Source organism: Algoriphagus sp. AGSA1, from assembly GCF_021390545.1.
Taxonomy (GTDB): domain Bacteria; phylum Bacteroidota; class Bacteroidia; order Cytophagales; family Cyclobacteriaceae; genus Algoriphagus.
In genome coordinates, this window is the sequence record NZ_JAJUWR010000005.1 from 90,608 (window position 1) to 110,121 (window position 19,514).

At 42.7% G+C, this 19,514-nt stretch carries 16 protein-coding genes; 8 read left to right on the forward strand and 8 right to left on the reverse strand.

Going from position 1 to position 19,514, the window contains the following annotated elements:
• Positions 1-136: 136 nt before the first annotated feature.
• From LZF95_RS04730 to LZF95_RS04765, 8 genes are all read left to right on the forward strand, one after another.
• A complete protein-coding gene (locus LZF95_RS04730; RefSeq protein WP_233753843.1) occupies positions 137-5,137 on the forward strand; it encodes a translocation/assembly module TamB domain-containing protein in 5,001 nt (1,666 codons plus the stop codon).
• Positions 5,127-7,415 (forward strand): BamA/TamA family outer membrane protein, encoded by a 2,289-nt coding sequence (locus tag LZF95_RS04735; RefSeq protein WP_233753968.1) that lies wholly within the window; start codon positions 5,127-5,129, stop codon positions 7,413-7,415. Before LZF95_RS04730 ends, LZF95_RS04735 begins: the two co-directional genes overlap by 11 nt.
• 60 nt (positions 7,416-7,475) lie before the next feature.
• Entirely contained in the window at positions 7,476-9,359 is a 1,884-nt protein-coding gene (locus LZF95_RS04740) for a DUF4153 domain-containing protein (protein ID WP_233753844.1), read from the forward strand.
• Positions 9,360-9,471: 112 nt separating this feature from the next.
• Complete coding sequence (locus tag LZF95_RS04745) at positions 9,472-10,377, forward strand: DnaJ C-terminal domain-containing protein (RefSeq protein ID WP_233753845.1); 906 nt, start codon at positions 9,472-9,474, stop codon at positions 10,375-10,377.
• A 1-nt stretch (position 10,378) separates the two neighbouring features.
• Positions 10,379-10,681: a chaperone modulator CbpM gene (locus LZF95_RS04750; RefSeq protein ID WP_233753846.1), complete on the forward strand. Its 303-nt coding sequence runs from the start codon at positions 10,379-10,381 to the stop codon at positions 10,679-10,681.
• 31 nt (positions 10,682-10,712) lie between these two features.
• Positions 10,713-11,171, forward strand: a complete 459-nt coding sequence (locus tag LZF95_RS04755; RefSeq protein WP_233753847.1) for a DinB family protein — start codon at positions 10,713-10,715, stop codon at positions 11,169-11,171.
• Positions 11,172-11,178: 7 nt separating this feature from the next.
• Entirely contained in the window at positions 11,179-11,670 is a 492-nt protein-coding gene (locus LZF95_RS04760) for a VOC family protein (RefSeq protein ID WP_306422271.1), read from the forward strand.
• Between the two features lie 16 nt (positions 11,671-11,686).
• Positions 11,687-12,790: an acyltransferase family protein gene (locus LZF95_RS04765; RefSeq protein WP_262912215.1), complete on the forward strand. Its 1,104-nt coding sequence runs from the start codon at positions 11,687-11,689 to the stop codon at positions 12,788-12,790.
• Positions 12,791-12,918: 128 nt separating this feature from the next.
• On the opposite strand, the gene LZF95_RS04770 is transcribed toward LZF95_RS04765, so the two are convergent.
• The 8 genes from LZF95_RS04770 to rplQ form a co-directional block, all read right to left on the reverse strand.
• Positions 12,919-13,455, reverse strand: a complete 537-nt coding sequence (locus LZF95_RS04770; RefSeq protein WP_233753849.1) for a pyridoxamine 5'-phosphate oxidase family protein — start codon at positions 13,453-13,455, stop codon at positions 12,919-12,921.
• A gap of 235 nt (positions 13,456-13,690) precedes the next feature.
• A complete protein-coding gene (gene cysM, locus LZF95_RS04775) occupies positions 13,691-14,566 on the reverse strand; it encodes a cysteine synthase CysM (RefSeq protein WP_233753850.1) in 876 nt (291 codons plus the stop codon).
• An 81-nt stretch (positions 14,567-14,647) separates the two neighbouring features.
• Positions 14,648-15,496, reverse strand: a complete 849-nt coding sequence (locus LZF95_RS04780) for a serine O-acetyltransferase (RefSeq protein WP_233753851.1) — start codon at positions 15,494-15,496, stop codon at positions 14,648-14,650.
• An 18-nt stretch (positions 15,497-15,514) separates the two neighbouring features.
• A complete protein-coding gene (locus LZF95_RS04785; protein ID WP_233753852.1) occupies positions 15,515-16,066 on the reverse strand; it encodes a hypothetical protein in 552 nt (183 codons plus the stop codon).
• Positions 16,047-16,334, reverse strand: coding sequence for a septum formation initiator family protein (locus LZF95_RS04790; protein WP_233753853.1), 288 nt, complete (start codon positions 16,332-16,334; stop codon positions 16,047-16,049). The genes LZF95_RS04785 and LZF95_RS04790 overlap by 20 nt, the downstream gene beginning before the upstream one ends.
• Positions 16,335-16,434: 100 nt before the next feature.
• Positions 16,435-17,715 (reverse strand): phosphopyruvate hydratase, encoded by a 1,281-nt coding sequence (gene eno, locus LZF95_RS04795; RefSeq protein ID WP_233753854.1) that lies wholly within the window; start codon positions 17,713-17,715, stop codon positions 16,435-16,437.
• Between the two features lie 22 nt (positions 17,716-17,737).
• On the reverse strand, positions 17,738-18,835 hold the full coding sequence (carA, locus tag LZF95_RS04800; protein ID WP_233753855.1) for a glutamine-hydrolyzing carbamoyl-phosphate synthase small subunit: 1,098 nt from the start codon (positions 18,833-18,835) through the stop codon (positions 17,738-17,740).
• 118 nt (positions 18,836-18,953) lie between these two features.
• A complete protein-coding gene (rplQ, locus tag LZF95_RS04805; protein WP_233753856.1) occupies positions 18,954-19,511 on the reverse strand; it encodes a 50S ribosomal protein L17 in 558 nt (185 codons plus the stop codon).
• Positions 19,512-19,514 lie beyond the last annotated feature (3 nt).

Below are 19,514 nucleotides of genomic sequence, written 5' to 3' on the forward strand. Positions count from 1 at the left end.
AAGCTGGCTTATTTATTGTCGCTTACTTAGCTTAGTGGTTAGTACATTTACTGCCGTTATTTAAACGCTCAAGTCTATTAAACGCTTTTTCAAAAAATTTTTAAAGATCCTGGGTATCATTATCACTGCCATTCTAGTGATTTTAGTTATCCTGATCCTCTTCATCCGTAGCCCTTGGGGCCAAGGGATAGTCGTGGAAAAAGCGACAGGTTTTATATCTAAAAAAACAGGCACTGAATTATCAATAAAGAGGCTTTTTATCACCTTTTCCGGTAATATCTATCTGGAAGATTTATATGTGGAAGATACTGCTGGAGACACTTTGGTTTATTCTAAAAATCTAGAGGCCGGAGTAGCCTTTGCACCACTGATCGCCACCGGAAACATCAATGTAACAAAACTAGAATGGGAAGGGCTCGTAGCCAGGGTAAACAGAAGTGCTGAGACAGAGAAATTCAATTTTGATTTTTTAATTGGGGCTTTCGTTACCCAACCTGCGGACACCTCCCAGGTCGCTGCGGACACCACTGCTTCAGATCCCTTAAAAATCAAGCTCTCACCGATTTCCCTTCGAAATTTTGATATCACTTATGTGGACGAGATGATGGGGATCGATGCTGCCATGCTACTGGGTCAATTGGAAGTCACTATCCCTGGTATAGACCTGGAAAAATATGAATTTGACATTAAAAAAATCGCACTGCAAAACACCAACATCAAATACCATCAATCTAAGCCTTTTCCTGCTACAGAAGAATCCGCCGAAGAATCGCCTCTCCCCATCCTGAACGTGGATGAACTGACACTTACCAATATTGTAGCAGATTACACCAGTGAGCCAGACAATCAGAAGGCCCAAATCCAGATCGGAAACCTATTGGTGGAACTACCAAAAGCAGATCTACGGTCCCAATCCATCGGACTTGGGACTATAGCTTTGAACAATTCCACTATTCTTTACCACGATTTTTCAGTTGCTGCTACAAATGGCGTAGCAGAGCCCTCCGAATCTAGGCCGTTTGAGTGGCCTGATTGGACTGTAGATATTAGGCAAATCGCCATAGACTCTACCGACATAGAATTCAAGTCCTCAGATGTACCTGTAAGAAAAGGAAGCTTTAACCCCGAAGCTATCTTTATCTCCAACCTTACTTTTTCCGCAGAAGATCTTTACCTAAAAGATGAAAAAGCAGGCGTATCACTGCATGAGTTTCATTTCCAGGAAGGCAGCGGTTTTGAATTAAAGAAATTTCAATTTGACTTAGCAGCTGGAAATGAATATGCTGAGGTGGAGAATCTCCAACTCAGTACCAACAGGAGTAATTTAAATGCGAGCATAGCACTCAAATACCCATCTATTCAGACGATTATTGACGACTACGGAAATCTTGGGTTTGACCTGAAAGTGAATAAATCCAATCTGGATGTCCGAGACAGTTACTTTTTTGAACCTTCGCTGGCCCAGGACACGCTGATACGTGAACTGGCCAAAGCACCGATTCTAGTAGATCTGGTAACCCGGGGAGATCTGAAAGCCATGACCATTCCCCGACTGGATTTGCACTGGGGATCAAGTGATTTCAGCACTGCAGGATCTATCCAAAATCCGATGGATGTTGATCAACTTTCCTTTGATTTTCCTGAAATCTCTCTTTTCACAAACAGAGAAACGCTGTTGAAATTTGTAAAGGAGGAAGACTATGGCGTACAGTTCCCGGAGCAAATCGACCTGCGAGCAGGTGCTAGGGGGAAGCTTGATGACCTTGTTGCAGATTTGGATTTGGAAACAGAGATGGGCAATATCCTGTTAGTAGGAACTTATCAAAACGATGGGAAAATCGGCTTCGTTGCCGACTTGAAGGTAAATCGGCTTCAGTTGGGGAATCTCCTCAATCAACCAGAATTAGATACGCTGACATTTGCAATTCAGGCTAAAGGCTCTGGCTCAAACTTGAACAATCTAAATGCAGAGTTAACTTCCTCTTTTGAAAGGCTTCGCTTATATGGATCGGATTATTCGGGATTGAAACTGGAAGGGAGATTAGTCGATGGTGCGGGAGATCTGGAAGCTGGATTGAAATCAGAGTTCTTGGATTTTTCTTTGTTGACCAAGCTAGATCTTGATTCGACCAACTCTATCATCAATCTCAACCTGAACCTAGAAGGGGCGGATTTCTATGCTCTCGGCCTGACTGCAAACCAATCCAGAGCGAAGTTAAAATTAGATGCGGATTTTGAAGGAAACCCAGCAGAATTTGACCTGAAAACACTGCTTCATGAAGGAACAATCCTCTACGAAAACCGCAATTATCCGCTGGGAAGAATATCCTTGGATGCGAGCATCAGAGAGGATTCTACTAGCGTGGATATTGCCAGCAGACTTCTCAATGGATATGTGCGCACCAATACAAATCCCACTGATTTGAGTGACGCATTGGCGGCACATTTCCGGAATTACCTAGACGAATTGGACTCCTCTACACAAGTTGGGACCGGAAATATAGTCATGAATTTGGATCTGAAGGTTTCGGATGACCCCCTACTTACTGATGTAATATTACAAGGTTTGGAAGACTTTGACTCAGCAAGTGTGAGAGCGGATTATTTCCAAAACATCGATTCACTTACGGCCACCATTGAGTTCCCTTATATTAACTATGCGAGCACGGAAGTGGATAGTCTAGGGCTCAGAATCCGCTCAAATGAGAAGGAACTCCGTCTTTATTTTGGTTTTCAGAACTTGACTTCTGGACCTCTGAACATGGGGAAGACCTTTGTCACCGGCCAGCTTGCCGACTCAAGGCTATACTTTGATTTTCATTCCTATGAAGAGGATAAGCGTACTTATCACGTATCCTCAGATATAGGTATCACAGGGGATACGCTGAGTTATCATGTCTCCTCCATAGACCTGGTTATGAAAGGCGAACAATGGAATGTACCTGAAGAAAATTCCCTTAAATATTCTGGCGATAATCTGGAATTTAAAGACTTCAAATTCACCAAAGCCAACCAAGAACTCACCATGGTGAACAATGTCGAAGGTTTCACTGATGAAAATATAGCACTAATCTTCAAAGGCTTTAGACTCTCCACTATTACCAGTCTTCTGAATCCCGATGAAATCATAGCAGGGGGAAAAATGGACGGGAAACTTGTCATTGAGAATCCATTTGGAGCCACAGGACTAATGGGTGATCTACAAGTGGACAGCCTGAAAGTCTTGGATGTACCCCTGGGGAACATGAATTTGGAGGCAACAGCCAAGAGTTTGGGAAACTATATTCTCTCCCTGAGCCTGAAAGACGATGGCGTGGATTTCGATCTGAACGGAGAATTCATCGCAGAAGAGACTGGGGGAAATTTTGATCTGAAAATAGATCTGAACAGGATAGAAATGCAGAAAATCGCAGGGCTATCACAGGATCAGGTTCTCGATGGATCAGGCTATCTATCTGGCACCATCACCGCAAACGGCACCACCACTGAACCAAATTACGAGGGGGAATTCCGGTTCCATGAAGCCTCCTTCGTCCCGGCTCAGCTCAGCACCAAGTACCTGCTATCCAATGAATCTATCAGGATCGACAATGAGGGAGTTTACCTGGATGATTTTACTATCAGGGATACGGAAAACAATACCTTCTCGATAAACGGAACAGTCTTTACTGAAAGCTACATCAATCCATCTTTTGATCTGAAACTTACAGCAAAGAACTTTATGGCTGTCAATTCCACCGATCGAGAGAATGATCTTGTGTATGGTAAAGCCAGCTTGGATGCTAATGTGACAATCCGCGGAGACCTTACGCTTCCGGTAGTCCGTGCTGAATTGGGAGTAAAAAACAATACCGACTTAACAGTAATTATACCTGAATCACAATTAGACCTCATAGAAAGAGAGGGGGTGGTCATTTTTGTCAATAAGGAAAACCCAGACGATATCCTCACAAGACAGATCGAAGAAACGACCAATGCCTTCTCCGGATTCGATATCCGAGCTCTTTTGAAGACCGATCCAGAGGCACTCTTCACCATTGTCATAGATCCCGCCACTGGTGACAATCTACAGATATCAGGGGATTCTGACCTGCAAGTGGATATTAATCCCAATGGACGGATTACGCTAAGCGGGAATTATGAAATTACAGGAGGACATTATGAAATGTCACTTTACAATCTGGTAAGCAGAAAGTTCGAAATCAATCCGGGCAGCCGCATCACCTGGAACGGTGATCCCATGGATGCCTCCATGGAAATCCAAGCAATTTATAAGGTAGAAACGGCACCGTCTGCATTGATGTCTGCACAGCTTACAGGGAGCAATAATCAAACTCAATCCCAATATCAACAGCAGCTCCCATTCTTAGTCTATCTGAATATCAATGGAGAATTACTAAAACCCGAAATCTCCTTTACTCTTGATATGCCGGAAAACCAGCGAGGTGCTTTTGGAGGAAATATTTACTCCAGAGTATTACAGATCAACGAACAGGAGGACGAGCTCAACAAACAGGTTTTCTCACTTTTGGTACTCAATAGATTCTTCCCCTCTACAGGAAGTGATGGCTCTGGGGGAGGGGCAGAAGCTATAGCCAGAAACAGTGTCAGTCAGGTTCTCTCAGACCAGATGAATGCGCTTTCCAACAAACTGTTTGGAGACAGCGGCTTCCAGGTAGGTTTCGATGTGGATAGTTATCAGGATTATCAATCGGGTAGCGCACAAAACAGGACTGACCTGAATATTAATGCACAGCAATCACTATTTGATGACAGGCTCATAGTACAAGTGGGCAGTCAGGTGGATCTGGAGGGGAGTTCCCAGAGTTCAGAACAGGCCAATACTGTATTGGCAAACATTAGTTTCGAATATATGCTTACCGAGGATGGCAGATGGAGGATACGGGCCTTCCGAAAAAACCAATTCGAAAGCATCATAGATGGACAACTTATCCTTACCGGAGGGGGCTTGATATTCAACCGGGAGTTTAATGAGTTCCCTGAGCTATGGAAAGCTCCCAATACTGGAGACGAAGAGAAAAGCAATCCAATAGATGAGTTGGAAGAGAAAAAGAAGAAGGAAAAGAGAGTCAAGGGAAGAAAACAAGAAAAAGAAGTGGAAGAAAATGAAGACTAACTCATTCATAACGACTTTGATTCTGCTTGCGGGGTTTATCAGCTGCAATGTGAAAAAACACATCCCTGAGGGAGAATTTCTTTATAAAGGAGCTGAGTTGGAGATTAATGCGGAAGGGGACATCAAAGGACTGGATAAGGTAGAAGAAGAATTAGAGGACTTATTACGGCCAGAACCCAACAGCAAATTTCTAGGAATGTATGTAGGACTTTGGGCACATTATAAGGGAACACAAGAAAAACCTGGGTTCATCAATCGCTTTCTGAACAAGAAAATCGGAGAAGAGCCTGTTTATTTCAGTAAAGTAGAACCGTCCCGAACTGAAGAACTCATTATAAACCGACTCGAAAACCGTGGATTTTTCTACAGTACCACAGATTCAGAGGTTACCCGAAAAGGTAAATTTGCCAGTGTGGACTATGTGGCGAATATCTCCACTCCCTATACCCTGACAGAAGTAGTTGTGGAGCGGGACAGTATGGAAATCGACAGGGAGCTCATTGCTTTAATGAAAGAGACCAAACTGGACTCAGGCAGCAGATTTGATCTAAACACCCTGAATGCCGAAAGGACTAGAGTAGATTCCACACTAAAAGAAAAAGGATACTATAACTTCAATTCCGATTATCTGATATTTGAGGCTGATACCAATATTTCTGACAGCTTACGCCAATTTAAGCTTTACTTAAGACTAAAGAAAAATGTCCCGCCCAACGGCATAATTCCATATCAAATCGACACGATCAATGTGTTTCCGAATTATTCCATCGACGAGGATGGGAAAAAATTAGATACCACCAGATATGACAATAAGAACTACATCCAAGGAAACCTGGTGTTCAAGCCAAGACTTCTAAATGAATACATACTCATCGAGGATGGACAACGGTACAACCCTAGCCTTTCCCGGATTTCCAGCAATCGACTAAGTACCATCGGCAACTATAAATTTGTAAATCTTCGCTACGAAGAGCTGTCCACAAATGATTCATTGGGTCTTCTAAAAGCTAGTTTCTACCTGTCTCCAATGACCAAACGCTCAGTACGCGCAGAATTACTAGGGGTATCCAAATCAAATAATTTTGCCGGCCCGGCATTGAACCTTGTCTATAGAAACCGCAATCTTTTCAAAGGTGGGGAAACAATCAATCTGACCGCGAGTATGGGGTATGAGTTTCAGATCGCCGGGGGTGAGGACAGGAAAGGATTAAGGTCCCTCGAACTTGGGTTGAAAGCAGATTTGATTTTCCCGCGCGTAATCTTTTTCGTGCCGATCAATGAAAAATTCAGCTACTCTGTCCCAAAAACCAAAATGGGTCTAGGGGTAGAATACCTTAGCAGAGGAGGTCTTTATAACTTAAACTCTGTGTCAGCTAACTATGGCTACTTCTGGAACGCTAACCAATTTGCTTATCATGAGATAAATCCAATAAGCCTGAGTGTGGTGAATCTCAGTAAAACCTCCCCTGAATTTGAGCAGATCCTGGACAACAATCCATTTTTGAGAAGGAGTTTTGAGCAGAATTTCATTGCCGGGATCAATTATACGTTTAACTATAATAAGCTTAATGACCGCTTCAGGACACATGGCTATTTTCTAGGGGTAGGTTTGGACTTTGCCGGAAACACACTGAGCCTGGCCGATCAGGCTTTTGGACGGGACGACGGAAAATTCCTAGGCTTAGAATATGCACAATATGGCAAAGCAGATGTGGATTTGAGATACCACTGGAATCTAACCAAAAACCAAACCATAGCTACCCGACTGTTCGGAGGAGTTGGCGTTCCTTTCGGTAATTCTTCTTCTCTCCCCTTTGTGAAGCAATACTTTTCGGGAGGGCCAAACAGTGTGCGGGCTTTCCGGATCAGGTCCATTGGCCCGGGTACCTACAGACCGGAAAGTTTTGATGTAAACTCCTTCTTTGACCAATCCGGTGACATACGTATAGAGGGAAATATAGAATACCGGTTTCCTATTGTATCACTTTTGAAAGGAGCACTATTTGTGGATGCCGGAAATATCTGGCTGATGAATGACAACGAAAGTTTGCCTGGAGGTAAATTCACCAAAGTCTGGTGGAATGAGCTTGCAGTAGGCACAGGTGTAGGTTTACGGGTGGACATTCAGTTTTTTGTCATCCGTTTCGATCTGGCAACACCTGTGCGTGTTCCTTATCTGGAAGATGGGGAGCGATGGGGCAATACATTTGATATAGGAAACAAAACATGGAGAAGAGAAAACCTGATTTTCAATTTTGCAATAGGATATCCGTTCTAATTGCTCAAATACCGACTTTGTCCGTTAACTTAGGTAAATGTTATTTTTAACAAAGAATCCATGAGATTCCCTTCCATAGCCCAGCTTCAGAAAGAAGGTACAAGTGCCGCAACACGCTTCCCCTCAAGTTTGTTTTTCGGGTTTTTAGCCTCAGCATTAGGCTGTTGGATTATCGAAATGGAGCCAGTCCAGGACTTGAGGATGCTAAACCTCCTGCTGACTTTTGCCCTGGGCATCCCACTTTATTTTTGCATTGATGTCCTGGTGGAAAGCAAAAAAGCCAAGGTCTGGCAAAGACAAGTTTCTTGGATAATTGGATTAGTTTTCCTGGGAACAATCTATATGAGCTTTCCTACTGAGGAAACATTTACCAATACCCGGGCCCCATATATCCGCTACTCCATTTTCAACCTTACCATTCACTTGATGGTCGCCTTCGTCCCCTTCATTGGCAATGCTGGTCAGGAGAGCTTCTGGAATTATAATAAGGATCTATTCATCAGGTTGGTTCATGGGGTTTACTATTCCTTGGTGATTTTCTTAGGCATCAGCCTGGCATTATTGGCTATTAATGCACTTTTCGAAGCCGATATCCAAGGCGGGACCTACGCCCAGATCTTCGTTATTATATTCGGGGTTTTCAATACCTGGTTCTTTTTGGCAGGTATTCCAAAGAGTTTTGATCATACACTATCGCTTGACGGATACCCAAAAGGACTTAAGATCTTCACCCAGTTCATCCTGATTCCACTGCTTCTGATTTACCTCTGCATCTTATATTTCTATGGAGCCAAAATCATCATTTCAGGGGACTGGCCAAAAGGAATAGTAAGCTATATGATCATCGCTATTTCAGTCTTGGGAATATTTACCAATCTGCTTTTATATCCTTATCAGCGATGGAAAGAAGGTGGTTGGATCAAGAAATTCCATAAAGGGTACTATCTTTTTCTCATCCCCCTTATCATCCTGCTTTTCCTTGCAATCGGGATCCGGCTGCAAGACTATGGTTTGACGGTAAACCGCTATATTATTATGCTGATGGGAATTTGGCTAGCGTTCGTTTCCATCTATTATTCTGTTGGCAAGAAGAACATTAAGACTATACCTATTTCACTCGCTATCCTTATGATCCTTTCCTCCTTTGGTCCATGGGGAATGTTTGGTCTGAGCGAAACGATGCAAAGAAGGCGTCTAGCCCAAATTTTGACAGAGAACAACATTTTGGTCAAGGACAAAATCCAAAATGAGGTCAAATGGGTAATCGGAGAAAATGGCAGCCTTAAACCTGTTGGAGAATTACGGACAATATCAATCCCAATAAAGGATCTCCACGAGATAAACTCGATACTCGAATACCTGGGAGGTTTTCATGGATTGGAAAAGGTTTACCCATGGTTTGAGCAAGATCTAAAAACCCTGGTCAAAAGATCAGAGAGCAGCAAAGCGCATATCAATGTTAATCCCAACAAGCTTCTAGTTGAATCCATGAACCTGACCTATGTCCCCTATTATGATAGATTAGGTTCGTCAGAAAAGTACAAAGAACTGACCCTGATTGGGCAAAATGATTTTCAGTTGACCATATCCGGGTTCGACTATTTACGCCACATTACCGTAGGCTCATGGAACACACGTCAGAAAGCCTTTTCAGAACTGAAATATCACTTGGAAGTGGACAGGGACAACAAAACAAATCTCATTCTAACGTGGGCTGATGGCTCGATGAATATTGATATTTCAACATATTTAAAGGATCTCTTAAACTTATATAACAGTGGGTTTCACAATGTGCCTTCAGAAGAATTAATCATTTCCGGAAAAGAGGAAAAGCTTGAAATCAAAATACAAATCAGCTCTATGACGATAGCTAACGAAGAAGGTAAACCAATGCTTCAAAACCTGGACGGCTACTTGCTGGTAAGGGAAATTGAGAAGGAATAAGCAGATGCTTTTCCTTCTCAATTTCATTCTCATTATATTCATAATCGAAAGCTCCCTCGGGGAGTTTCTGACTCATTTTTTCCAATCATAAAGATAAATTCCAAGTAGAATTATGGCATTTATAGACTACTACAGTATCCTGGGAATTGACAAAAACGCCAGTGAAGCTGACATAAAGAAAGCCTATCGCAAACTCGCCCGAAAATATCATCCGGATGTCAATCCTGACGACAAGGAAGCAGAGCGGAAATTCAAAGAGGTAAACGAAGCCAACGAGGTGCTCAGTGATCCTGAAAAGCGTAAGAAATACGATAAATATGGACAGGACTGGAAGCATGCCGATCAATTCGAGCAGGCAGGTGCCCAAGGTGCAGGGCAGCGAAAAAGCCAAGAATATGGAGGATCAGGATTTGGGAGGCAGGCAGGATTTGAAAATCAAGACTATTCAGACTTCTTTGAGTCCATGTTCGGCAGTGGAGGCTTTCGCCAAGGTGGACGTACTGCCAAATTCAAAGGTCAAGACTATCATGCCGAATTGCGGCTCAGCATTCTGGATGCCTATAAAACACACAAGCAAGTACTCACTGTCAATGGGGAAAATATTCGCCTGACCATAGCAGCGGGAATTGCAGATGGGCAGACGATCAAGATCAAAGGAAAAGGAGCCCCTGGCATCAATGGTGGGCCAAATGGGGATCTATATATCAAATTCCATATCAAGAACGACACGAAATTCCAACGGGAAGGAGCCAACCTTTACGCTCATGTGGAAGTGGATCTCTATACCGCCATGCTGGGTGGAGAACTTGTAGCCGATACTTTTGATAGTAAAGTCAAACTTAAAGTAGCTCCAGAGACACAAAATGGCACTAAAGTCCGTCTGAAAGGAAAGGGGTTTCCAGTTTATAAGAAAGAAGGGGAATTCGGGGATCTCATCCTCACCTTCTCTATTAAAAACCCAACCAATCTGAGCGCAGAAGAAAAGAGATTATTTGCAGAACTAAAAAAACTACGATAAGATGGCACAGCAAGAATTGATAGTAATCGAGACGATTTGCACCCATTACGAGATCGAAGTATCCTTTGTGGACGCCTTGTCCAATCTAGGCCTAATCGAAATCCGTACCATCGAACAAACCCGGTTTATCCCTGAAGAAAAAGTCGCTGATCTGGAAAAAATGATCAGAATCCATCAGGATCTACAGGTCAATCCAGAAGGCATAGATGTGATATTCAACCTACTCCGTAAAGTGGACTCACTTCAAAATGAGCTGGCAGACACTAAAAGCCGACTGAGACGATACAAACTCGAAAACCAATAACAAAAACCTCAGTTCCACTTAACTATAGACCATGAATAACGACTTCCATATCTGGGAAAACAACCGCAACATTTACCTGAAATTTCTCCTTCACAACTCCTTGGAACAACTAAACAAGATCCCTGAAGGATTCAACAATAACTTGCTTTGGAATATCGGCCACGTAATCGTAGTGCAACAACGCCTGGTCTATGGTCTCGCAAATGTACCTTTGAATATCACTGATGATCTTTTTCAAAAATACAAACCCGGAACAAAGCCTGGCATCCCCGAACCTCAAGCCACTGTGGATCTTTTCGCAGAGCTTTTGATTCAACCCATCGAGCAGACAAAATCGGATTACCAGTCAGGGAAATTAGATGATTACATGCCCTATGTCACCTCCAAAGGATTCCATCTTGCCAATGCTGCCGATGCGATTACATTTAACAATTACCACGAAGGCATGCACTTAGGCGCAATGATAAGCCTACTGAAATTTCTCAAATAACCATATCATGAACAGGTTTTACACACTAGCTACAGCCATATCCATTTCATTTAGCATGGGTTTTTTCGTACATTCCCACTTCTCACCTTCTGCGAAACAAAAGCAAGAAATTAACCTTAAGGAAAACATGAAACTTGGAGCTTTTTCAGTCAGCCTGAGTGTCAAAAACCTGGAAGAATCAAAGGCATTCTATGAGGCTCTGGGTTTTGAAGTATTTGGTGGGGCATTGGAAAGTAAGTATTTCATTATGAAAAACGAGAACTCTTTGATCGGACTGTTTCAGGGAATGTTTGAAGGAAATATCCTAACATTCAATCCAGGCTGGGATGAAAATGCACAGGAAATTCCGGAATTCGATGATATCCGAAAAATCCAACAAAAGCTAAAAAACCAAGAAATAGAAATCATCAATCCGGCTAACGAAGCTTCTTCAGGCCCTGCCAGCTTCATGTTAAAAGATCCTGATGGCAATATGATCTTGTTTGATCAGCACCGATAGTTATTAGCAGGATCAAATGAGAACAATAAGCCCAATCCAAAATCGCCTGGTATCATTAGATGTATATCGAGGCCTTACCATGTGTCTGCTAATAGCCGAGGCGGCACTGATTTATGAATCGTTTTTGAATGCCAGCCCGGAAGGGAATTTGGCACATGCCTTTTTTTTGCAGTTTACCCACCATCCTTGGCACGGATTGAGATTCTGGGATTTGATCCAGCCCTTTTTTATGTTTATCGTGGGGGTAGCGATGCCATTTTCACTGCATAAAAGAATGGCTGATTCCAGAGATAGGAAGAAGGTCACAACACATATTTTGAAGAGATGCTTGTTGCTTTTCCTGTTTGGCACAGGCCTCCATTGTGTGTATGCAGGGGAATTGGTTTTTGAACTTTGGAATGTACTGACGCAACTTTCCTTTACCATTCTTGTCACTTTCCTATTGATAAGAAGATCTTGGAAAGTCCAATTGGGAGTTTCGGTGGGTTTATTGCTTTTGACCGAAATCATGTATAGATGGTACAATCCTGAAACACCTTATGAGCATGGCAGTAACTTCGGAAATTACACTGATATGCTCTTAATGGGCAAAATCAACAATGGTGGCTGGGTAGCGATCAATTGCATCCCCACAGCAGCACATACCATCTGGGGAGCCATTTGCGGCAATTTGCTGCTTTCTTCAAAAACAGATGCAGTAAAAGTCAAAGCGTTAATAATTGCGGGAAGTATCTGTTTAGCGATAGGCTATGGGCTGGATTTCACAGGAACCACTCCTATTATTAAGCGCATAGCGACAACCGCCTTCAGCTTTGCATCCGGCGGTTGGGCTATCTTGACACTGGCATTCTTCTACTGGCTGGTGGATGTCAAGAAAAGTCAAGCTTGGGTTTTCCCCATCATCGTGGTCGGCATGAACTCCATCTTCATTTACCTTTTTGCAGAGGTTCTGGCACATCACTGGCTCTTTGGTTTTGTGGATATTTTCAGCTCCGGATTACTTGCTCCTTTAGGCTTAGGAGATCATACTATGAAAGTAATAACCGCATTGTTGACGTGGGGAGCGATGTGGTATTTGTGCTATTTTCTCTACAAGAAAAAAATATTCTTCAGGATATAGACTTGATCGATTTATTGCCACTATAGGCGGGCCGCCCTTCGGGGTAAATGACTATTTCAACAGAAACTGAGGATATAAAAAAAGGTGATCCGGAATCCGGATCACCTATGAACTTTAAAGTGCCCCAACTACACGTTTAAAGTCCCTTCAATGGAATCATCCATTGTTTTTCCTGCAATGGCGCTGATCAATACCTTGATGCCAGCAACGGCATTTCCATGCTTATTGTCCCAATAATATCCACTGTCCGGGATAAATTGGATCACTGAAATTCGAGGATCATCTTTACCTTCAGTAAACCATGCTTTGACCGTAGGATCCCAAAGTTCTTCGATTTTATCCCTATCATACGAGATAACAGCATGCCCATTAAGCTCCAGAAAGTCGGAATAAGATGAGCCTTGGAAATATAATGTCACATCAGTGTCGGCTACGATTTCCATGTTTTTCATGCTGTCTTTGGCACTCAGGAACCAGATGTTTCCAGCCTCATCAGTTTTTTGTACTGACATGGGACGTGATTTGTGGGAATTATTCAGGCTGGTGGAGGTCACGAAAAAGCATGATCCAGACTTATCGATCAGACTACGGATTTTTTCCACAGCTTCTGATCCTCTTAGATCTTCCCTAGTATGTTCTTCTTGGTTCTTATTTATAGAGTTCATGGCTATTGTTGGTTTAGTCATTCAAATTCAACCCTGTCAATTAGGTTCAAAGGAATTAGTGCAAACCAACTGCCCAAGTAAACTATATGCTAAAAAAATAGGCTAATGCCCACCAAATCGGCTTTTAAATACCGTAAAAAGGGATATCAAAATATAGTTAACAATAACAAAAAAACAACTTTCAGCCATTCTATAGCATTCGCACCTCAATCAGGGTAAATCATTCCTAGGAGTGTCAACCAAATAGGTCAGAGCTCAGATACCTGTCACCCCTGTCGCAGGTAATGCATACAATCACCCCTTCCTCCAAGGTTTTGGAAAGCTCGATTGCGGCATGCAATGCCCCTCCGCTGCTCATCCCTGCCAGTATCCCCTCCTCTTTGGCCATTCTTCTGGTCATCTTGGTCGCTTGATCCTGGCTTACATCTATCACTTGATCCACTCGGCTTGGGTCAAAAATCTTCGGCAAAAATTCTGGTGACCATCTTCTGATTCCCGGGATGCTGGATCCGTCTGTAGGCTGTGTGCCTACGATCTGAATATCTGGATTTCTCTCCCTTAGATATTTGGAAACTCCCATGATCGTACCTGTAGTTCCCATAGCAGATACAAAATGTGTGATCTTGCCGTCGGTATCCTCCCATATTTCCGGGCCGGTGGTCTTATAATGAGCCAGGTAATTATCCGGATTGCCAAACTGGTCTAGCATATAATATCCCTCTCTATTCATCTGTTCGGCAAGAGTTCTAGAATACTCTATCGTGTCAGCCGCAGGAGTCAAAATCACCTTTGCCCCATAGGCTTCCATTGAGATTACCCGCTCCTTAGTGGAGTTATCAGGCATGATCAAGGTCATCTCCAAACCAAGGACTTTCGCTACCATCGCCAAAGCAATCCCTGTGTTTCCACTGGTAGCTTCCACCAGCTTATCCCCGGATTTGATTTCACCACGGTCCATAGCGCTTCTGAGCATATTGTAGGCTGCCCTATCCTTTACGCTCCCGCCTGGGTTTTGGCCTTCCAGTTTGCAAAAAACCTTAACCGCTGGATTTACGGGAATATGATCCAACTGCACCAGCGGTGTATTTCCTATAAGTTCAAATAGCTTCATGTGTTCAAGATTAATTATCGGAAAGCCCCTAAAAACATCTTTTCACCAGTAGATTTAATTTTCCCGAGTAAAAATCACATTCTACTGACTCAGTTCGTCTTGGTCGTTTTTGAATACATACATATCAGTCACAGCTGAATCTGCATGATACATTTGCGTTTGGTAATAGACTTTACTTTTAGGTGCCACACTTTTGGTCAACCATACGTTCCCTCCTATCACACTTCCTCTTCCTATTACCGTACTACCTCCCAAAATAGTAGCTCCAGAGTAGATCACCACATTATCCTCAATAGTCGGGTGCCTTTTACTATCTGCATCAGCTTTGTCCACACTCAGAGCCCCTAATGTCACCCCTTGATATATCTTCACATGGTCTCCTATGATAGTAGTCTCCCCGATCACTACCCCAGTGCCGTGGTCTATGCAGAAGTACTGACCGATAGTTGCGGCTGGATGAATATCTATTCCCGTCCGACTATGGGCAAATTCAGTGATCATTCTCGGGATCAGTTTCACTCCCAACATGTGAAGCGAATGGGCAATTCTATAAGCCGAAATCGCATAAAACCCAGGATAACTCCGTAGGATTTCTGTTCTGGACTTGGCTGCGGGATCCCCTTCAAACATGGCGTCCACATCCTGATGAATCCAATCAAAAACCTGTTCAAGGTTCTTAAAAAACGCATTTGCCAGCTTTGATCCCATTCCGCTATGAAGATGTGGGTTCCGTTCCAGAATAGAAGAAAGATCATCCTCTAAGCGTATTAGATTGGCCTCGATTTGTGACTTATCCCATATTTTCTCCACGGTATGTTCCGGGAATAGTAAACCCAACACATCTTCAAAAAATTGCTGGACGATCTTAGGTGAAGGGCATTCCGAGCAATCCTGATGCGCCTTGTATAATTTTGAAATAAAAGATTCCATGAAAAACGTTAAATGTATCTACAGCACAAAACCTACACGGATCACATAAGGTTCACCATACGGTGAACGTAAGTTGTCATGTAGAACATTATAGAGAAAAGTGAAGTTAGCCCCTCCCCTAGAACCAAATGGAGCAAAATATCCACCACCGAGGAAGAGCGCATTAGACCAGATTCTTTCAAACTGATCCGTTCGGAGATTATAATTATCAAAATTAATTGACTCGTATTCTACATGGGCGAAAATATTAGGAAATATATTATAGCGACTGAAAATCCTTCCCCCGTAGGAGGAGGTTTGACCTCCGATATACCGCCTATCATTAAAATACTGATACGTAATCCCAACACCAGAAGAAAACTTAGGGGTGATCATCACTCCCACTAATGGAGAAAAGTCAATGAGCGTAACTGTGCCAAACTGCATTCCGAAGTTCCCTCCATAATAGAGCCGCTCCTTTAAGGGAATAGAATCACCATCATAAATTTCACGCTGAGCAAAAGATGAAGTTTGATACAACACAAACCCAAGAAAAAATAAGAGAAGGTATTTATTTTTTAACAATGACATAGAGGTCTTCGGTGTTTTTCTTCATTAAGTACTTTTCACGGGCAAACTTCTCCAAGAGTTCAGGATTACTCATCAATTCTTCCCTTTCAGTCTTGATTTTCTCTTTTCTATCCAGATAGAACTCTTTTTGATCCTCCAGTTGTCCCAGTTTATTACTCAATTTCACCTGGTTTACCACATTATTGGAATCGATAAAAATCATCCACGCCAGAAAGAAAACAATTCCAAGAAAGTAAAAGCTTTTCGTGTACTTAAGATAGTTGCTCATAGTAAAGGGACTTAATAGAGGTCAAGTTACAAAAATGATGCAAAAAAAAGACAGCTCACTAGGTGAACTGTCTTAATACCATATCTTTTTAAAGGTGCTTTTATAGTTTGCCGTTAAATACAGCAGAGTCACCCAATTGTTCTTCAATTCTAAGTAGCTGGTTGTATTTAGCCATACGATCAGATCTGGAAGCAGAACCGGTTTTAATCTGTCCACAATTCAATGCTACCGCTAGATCGGCAATAGTAGAATCTTCAGTTTCCCCTGATCTATGTGACATTACAGCTGTGAAACCAGCTTTGTGGGCAAGATTCACTGCATTTATAGTCTCAGTCAAGGTGCCGATTTGGTTTACTTTGATTAGGATAGAGTTGGCAGATTTTTCTTCAATACCTCTCTGGAGAAACTTCACATTGGTCACGAAAAGATCATCACCTACCAACTGGACTTTATCACCGATTTTGGCAGTAAGCATAGCCCATCCTTCCCAATCTTCTTCAGCACAGCCGTCTTCGATAGAGTCAATAGGATATTTCTCAGTAAGCTCAGCCAGATAAGCGACTTGCTCTTCTCTGCTTCTGGCCACACCTGTAGCACCTTCAAATTTAGTATAGTCATATTTACCATCAACGAAGAACTCAGAAGCCGCACAATCCAATGCGATAGTCACGTCATCACCGGCTTTGTATCCAGCTTTTTCAATAGCATCCAAGATACTTCCAAGAGCTTCTTCGGTTCCGCCAGAGAAATTAGGTGCAAATCCACCCTCATCGCCTACTGCAGTGCTAAGACCTTTGTCATGAAGGATTTTCTTAAGATTATGGAAAATTTCAGTCCCCATTCTCATAGCTTCAGAGAAAGTAGGAGCTCCTACAGGACGGATCATAAACTCCTGGAAAGCAATAGGTGCATCTGAATGGGATCCTCCGTTGATAATATTCATCATTGGAACCGGAAGAGTATTAGCATTCACGCCACCTATGTATCTATAAAGTGGCTGGTTTGACTCCACGGCAGCGGCTTTGGCCACCGCCAAGGAAACACCTAAGATTGCGTTCGCGCCCAACTTACCTTTGTTTGGTGTTCCGTCCAGATCTATCATGATCTGATCAATCATGTTTTGCTCAAACACATCGAAGCCTACAAGTTCAGAAGCAATAACGTCATTAACATTTGCTACAGCTTTCATAACTCCCTTACCCATGTATGCACTTTTATCTCCGTCGCGGAGCTCTACGGCTTCATTGATACCAGTAGATGCACCACTTGGTACAGCGGCACGTCCAAAAGCGCCATTTTCGGTGTAAACATCCACTTCGATTGTAGGATTACCTCTAGAGTCGAGGATTTGTCTTGCATGAATTGATTGGATCAACGTCATAGTTTCAAAAGGTTTTAGAGAATTAATTTTTATTGATTAAAGAAATAAAATCATCAAACAGATAGCGGGAATCATGCGGTCCTGGCGATGATTCTGGGTGATATTGTACTGAGAAAGCCGGCTTGTTTTTGAGTCGGATTCCTGCGACTGTATTATCATTCAAGTGTACGTGGGTGATTTCTACCTCAGGATTTTGCTCGCTGTCTTCACGGGTGATATTAAAACCATGATTTTGCGAAGTAATTTCACTTTTACCGGTAAGCAGGTTTTTGATAGGATGATTAAGGCCACGGTGCCCATGGTGCATTTTGTAGGTAGAGATACCACAGGCTTCAGCCAGAAGCTGGTGTCCTAGACAGATCCCGAAAACTGGTTTGCCAGTATCCAGGATGTCTTTAGTCGTTTTTACAGCGTAATCCATCACAGCAGGATCTCCAGGGCCATTTGATAAAAAATAGGCATTTGGAGCCCATTCCTCCATCTCGGCAAGAGAAGTCTTGGCCGGGAAAACTTTACAGTAAACTCCTCTATCGGAAAGATTTCTCAGGATGTTCTTCTTAATCCCAAAATCCATGCACGCCACTTTGATCGGAGAGCTTTCATCTCCCACAAAGTAAGGCTCTGGTGTACATACAGTAGAAGAAAGTTCCAATCCAGCCATATCAGGCACTTTATCCAACTCAGCCTGTAAGCCATCCAGATCACCTTCATATTCTGAACTGATAATAGCATTCATTGCACCTTTTGACCTCAGGTGCCTTACCAGCTGGCGGGTATCTACATCGGCTATTCCCGTAATTTTATTAGAGACCAAATAGTCCTGTAGCGAGCCTGTGGCATCTAGACGGGAATAGACATCTGAAAACGTATTCACTACTATCCCACCTATAGTGGGATGATCAGATTCTACTTCCTCGTCTATCACCCCATAGTTACCTATGTGAGAAGTAGTAGTGACAATAATCTGTCCTGTGTAGGATGGGTCTGTGTAGATTTCCTGATAACCGGTCATTCCGGTGTTGAAGCAAATCTCACCACCGTTTGTACCAGGATTACCGATTAAAGAGCCGCGAAAGACTGTGCCATCGGCCAGGAGTAATGTTGCTTTTTGTTTGATCATTTTGCTAGATAATTGCCCAAAGTTAAATATTTATTGGGAAGGAAGATAAATGAAAAGGGTATAAAAAAAGGATTGAACAAATGTCCAATCCTTTCACTATTGCTAATCCACCGACAACTTATTTGTTGTCAGTTTCTTCTTCAGCAGAATCCGCAGCAGCCTCTGGTGCCTTAGGCTCCTCAGCATCCTTTGCAGGTACCTCTTCAGCTGCCGGAGCAGTTGAAGCCGGGGCTTCGGTAGCCGCAGCTTTAGAGGCTCCACCTCTACGGGATCTTCTAGTGGTTTTCTTAGCTGGCTGGGCATCTTTCAACATCAATTCGTTGAAGTCCACCAATTCGATGATACACATTTCCGCGTTGTCACCTAATCTGAATCCAGTTTTGATAATTCTGGTATATCCTCCTGGACGAGTGGCTACTTTGGAGATCACCTCACCGAAAAGCTCGATGATAGCTTCCTTATTCTTCAAATAAGCGAAAGCCATACGTCTGTTATGCGTAGTATCTTCTTTAGCTCTTGTCACCAGAGGCTCTAAATACTTCTTCAATTCTTTTGCCTTGGCAAGCGTTGTTGAGATACGCTTGTGAAGAATCAGCGAAGTTGCCATATTAGAAAGCATTGCTTTTCTATGAGCGGCCTTCCTTCCAAGGTGGTTAAATTTCTTACCGTGTCTCATTAT

Coding starts and splice junctions, on each gene's coding strand:
- LZF95_RS04735 (WP_233753968.1), top strand. CDS start 5,127: ATGAAGACTAACTCATTCATAACGACTTTGATTCTGCTTGCGGGGTTT.
- LZF95_RS04740 (WP_233753844.1), top strand. CDS start 7,476: ATGAGATTCCCTTCCATAGCCCAGCTTCAGAAAGAAGGTACAAGTGCC.
- LZF95_RS04745 (WP_233753845.1), top strand. CDS start 9,472: ATGGCATTTATAGACTACTACAGTATCCTGGGAATTGACAAAAACGCC.
- LZF95_RS04750 (WP_233753846.1), top strand. CDS start 10,379: ATGGCACAGCAAGAATTGATAGTAATCGAGACGATTTGCACCCATTAC.
- LZF95_RS04755 (WP_233753847.1), top strand. CDS start 10,713: ATGAATAACGACTTCCATATCTGGGAAAACAACCGCAACATTTACCTG.
- LZF95_RS04760 (WP_306422271.1), top strand. CDS start 11,179: ATGAACAGGTTTTACACACTAGCTACAGCCATATCCATTTCATTTAGC.
- LZF95_RS04765 (WP_262912215.1), top strand. CDS start 11,687: ATGAGAACAATAAGCCCAATCCAAAATCGCCTGGTATCATTAGATGTA.
- LZF95_RS04770 (WP_233753849.1), bottom strand. CDS start 13,455: ATGAACTCTATAAATAAGAACCAAGAAGAACATACTAGGGAAGATCTA.
- cysM (WP_233753850.1), bottom strand. CDS start 14,566: ATGAAGCTATTTGAACTTATAGGAAATACACCGCTGGTGCAGTTGGAT.
- LZF95_RS04780 (WP_233753851.1), bottom strand. CDS start 15,496: ATGGAATCTTTTATTTCAAAATTATACAAGGCGCATCAGGATTGCTCG.
- LZF95_RS04785 (WP_233753852.1), bottom strand. CDS start 16,066: ATGTCATTGTTAAAAAATAAATACCTTCTCTTATTTTTTCTTGGGTTT.
- LZF95_RS04790 (WP_233753853.1), bottom strand. CDS start 16,334: ATGAGCAACTATCTTAAGTACACGAAAAGCTTTTACTTTCTTGGAATT.
- eno (WP_233753854.1), bottom strand. CDS start 17,715: ATGACGTTGATCCAATCAATTCATGCAAGACAAATCCTCGACTCTAGA.
- carA (WP_233753855.1), bottom strand. CDS start 18,835: ATGATCAAACAAAAAGCAACATTACTCCTGGCCGATGGCACAGTCTTT.
- rplQ (WP_233753856.1), bottom strand. CDS start 19,511: ATGAGACACGGTAAGAAATTTAACCACCTTGGAAGGAAGGCCGCTCAT.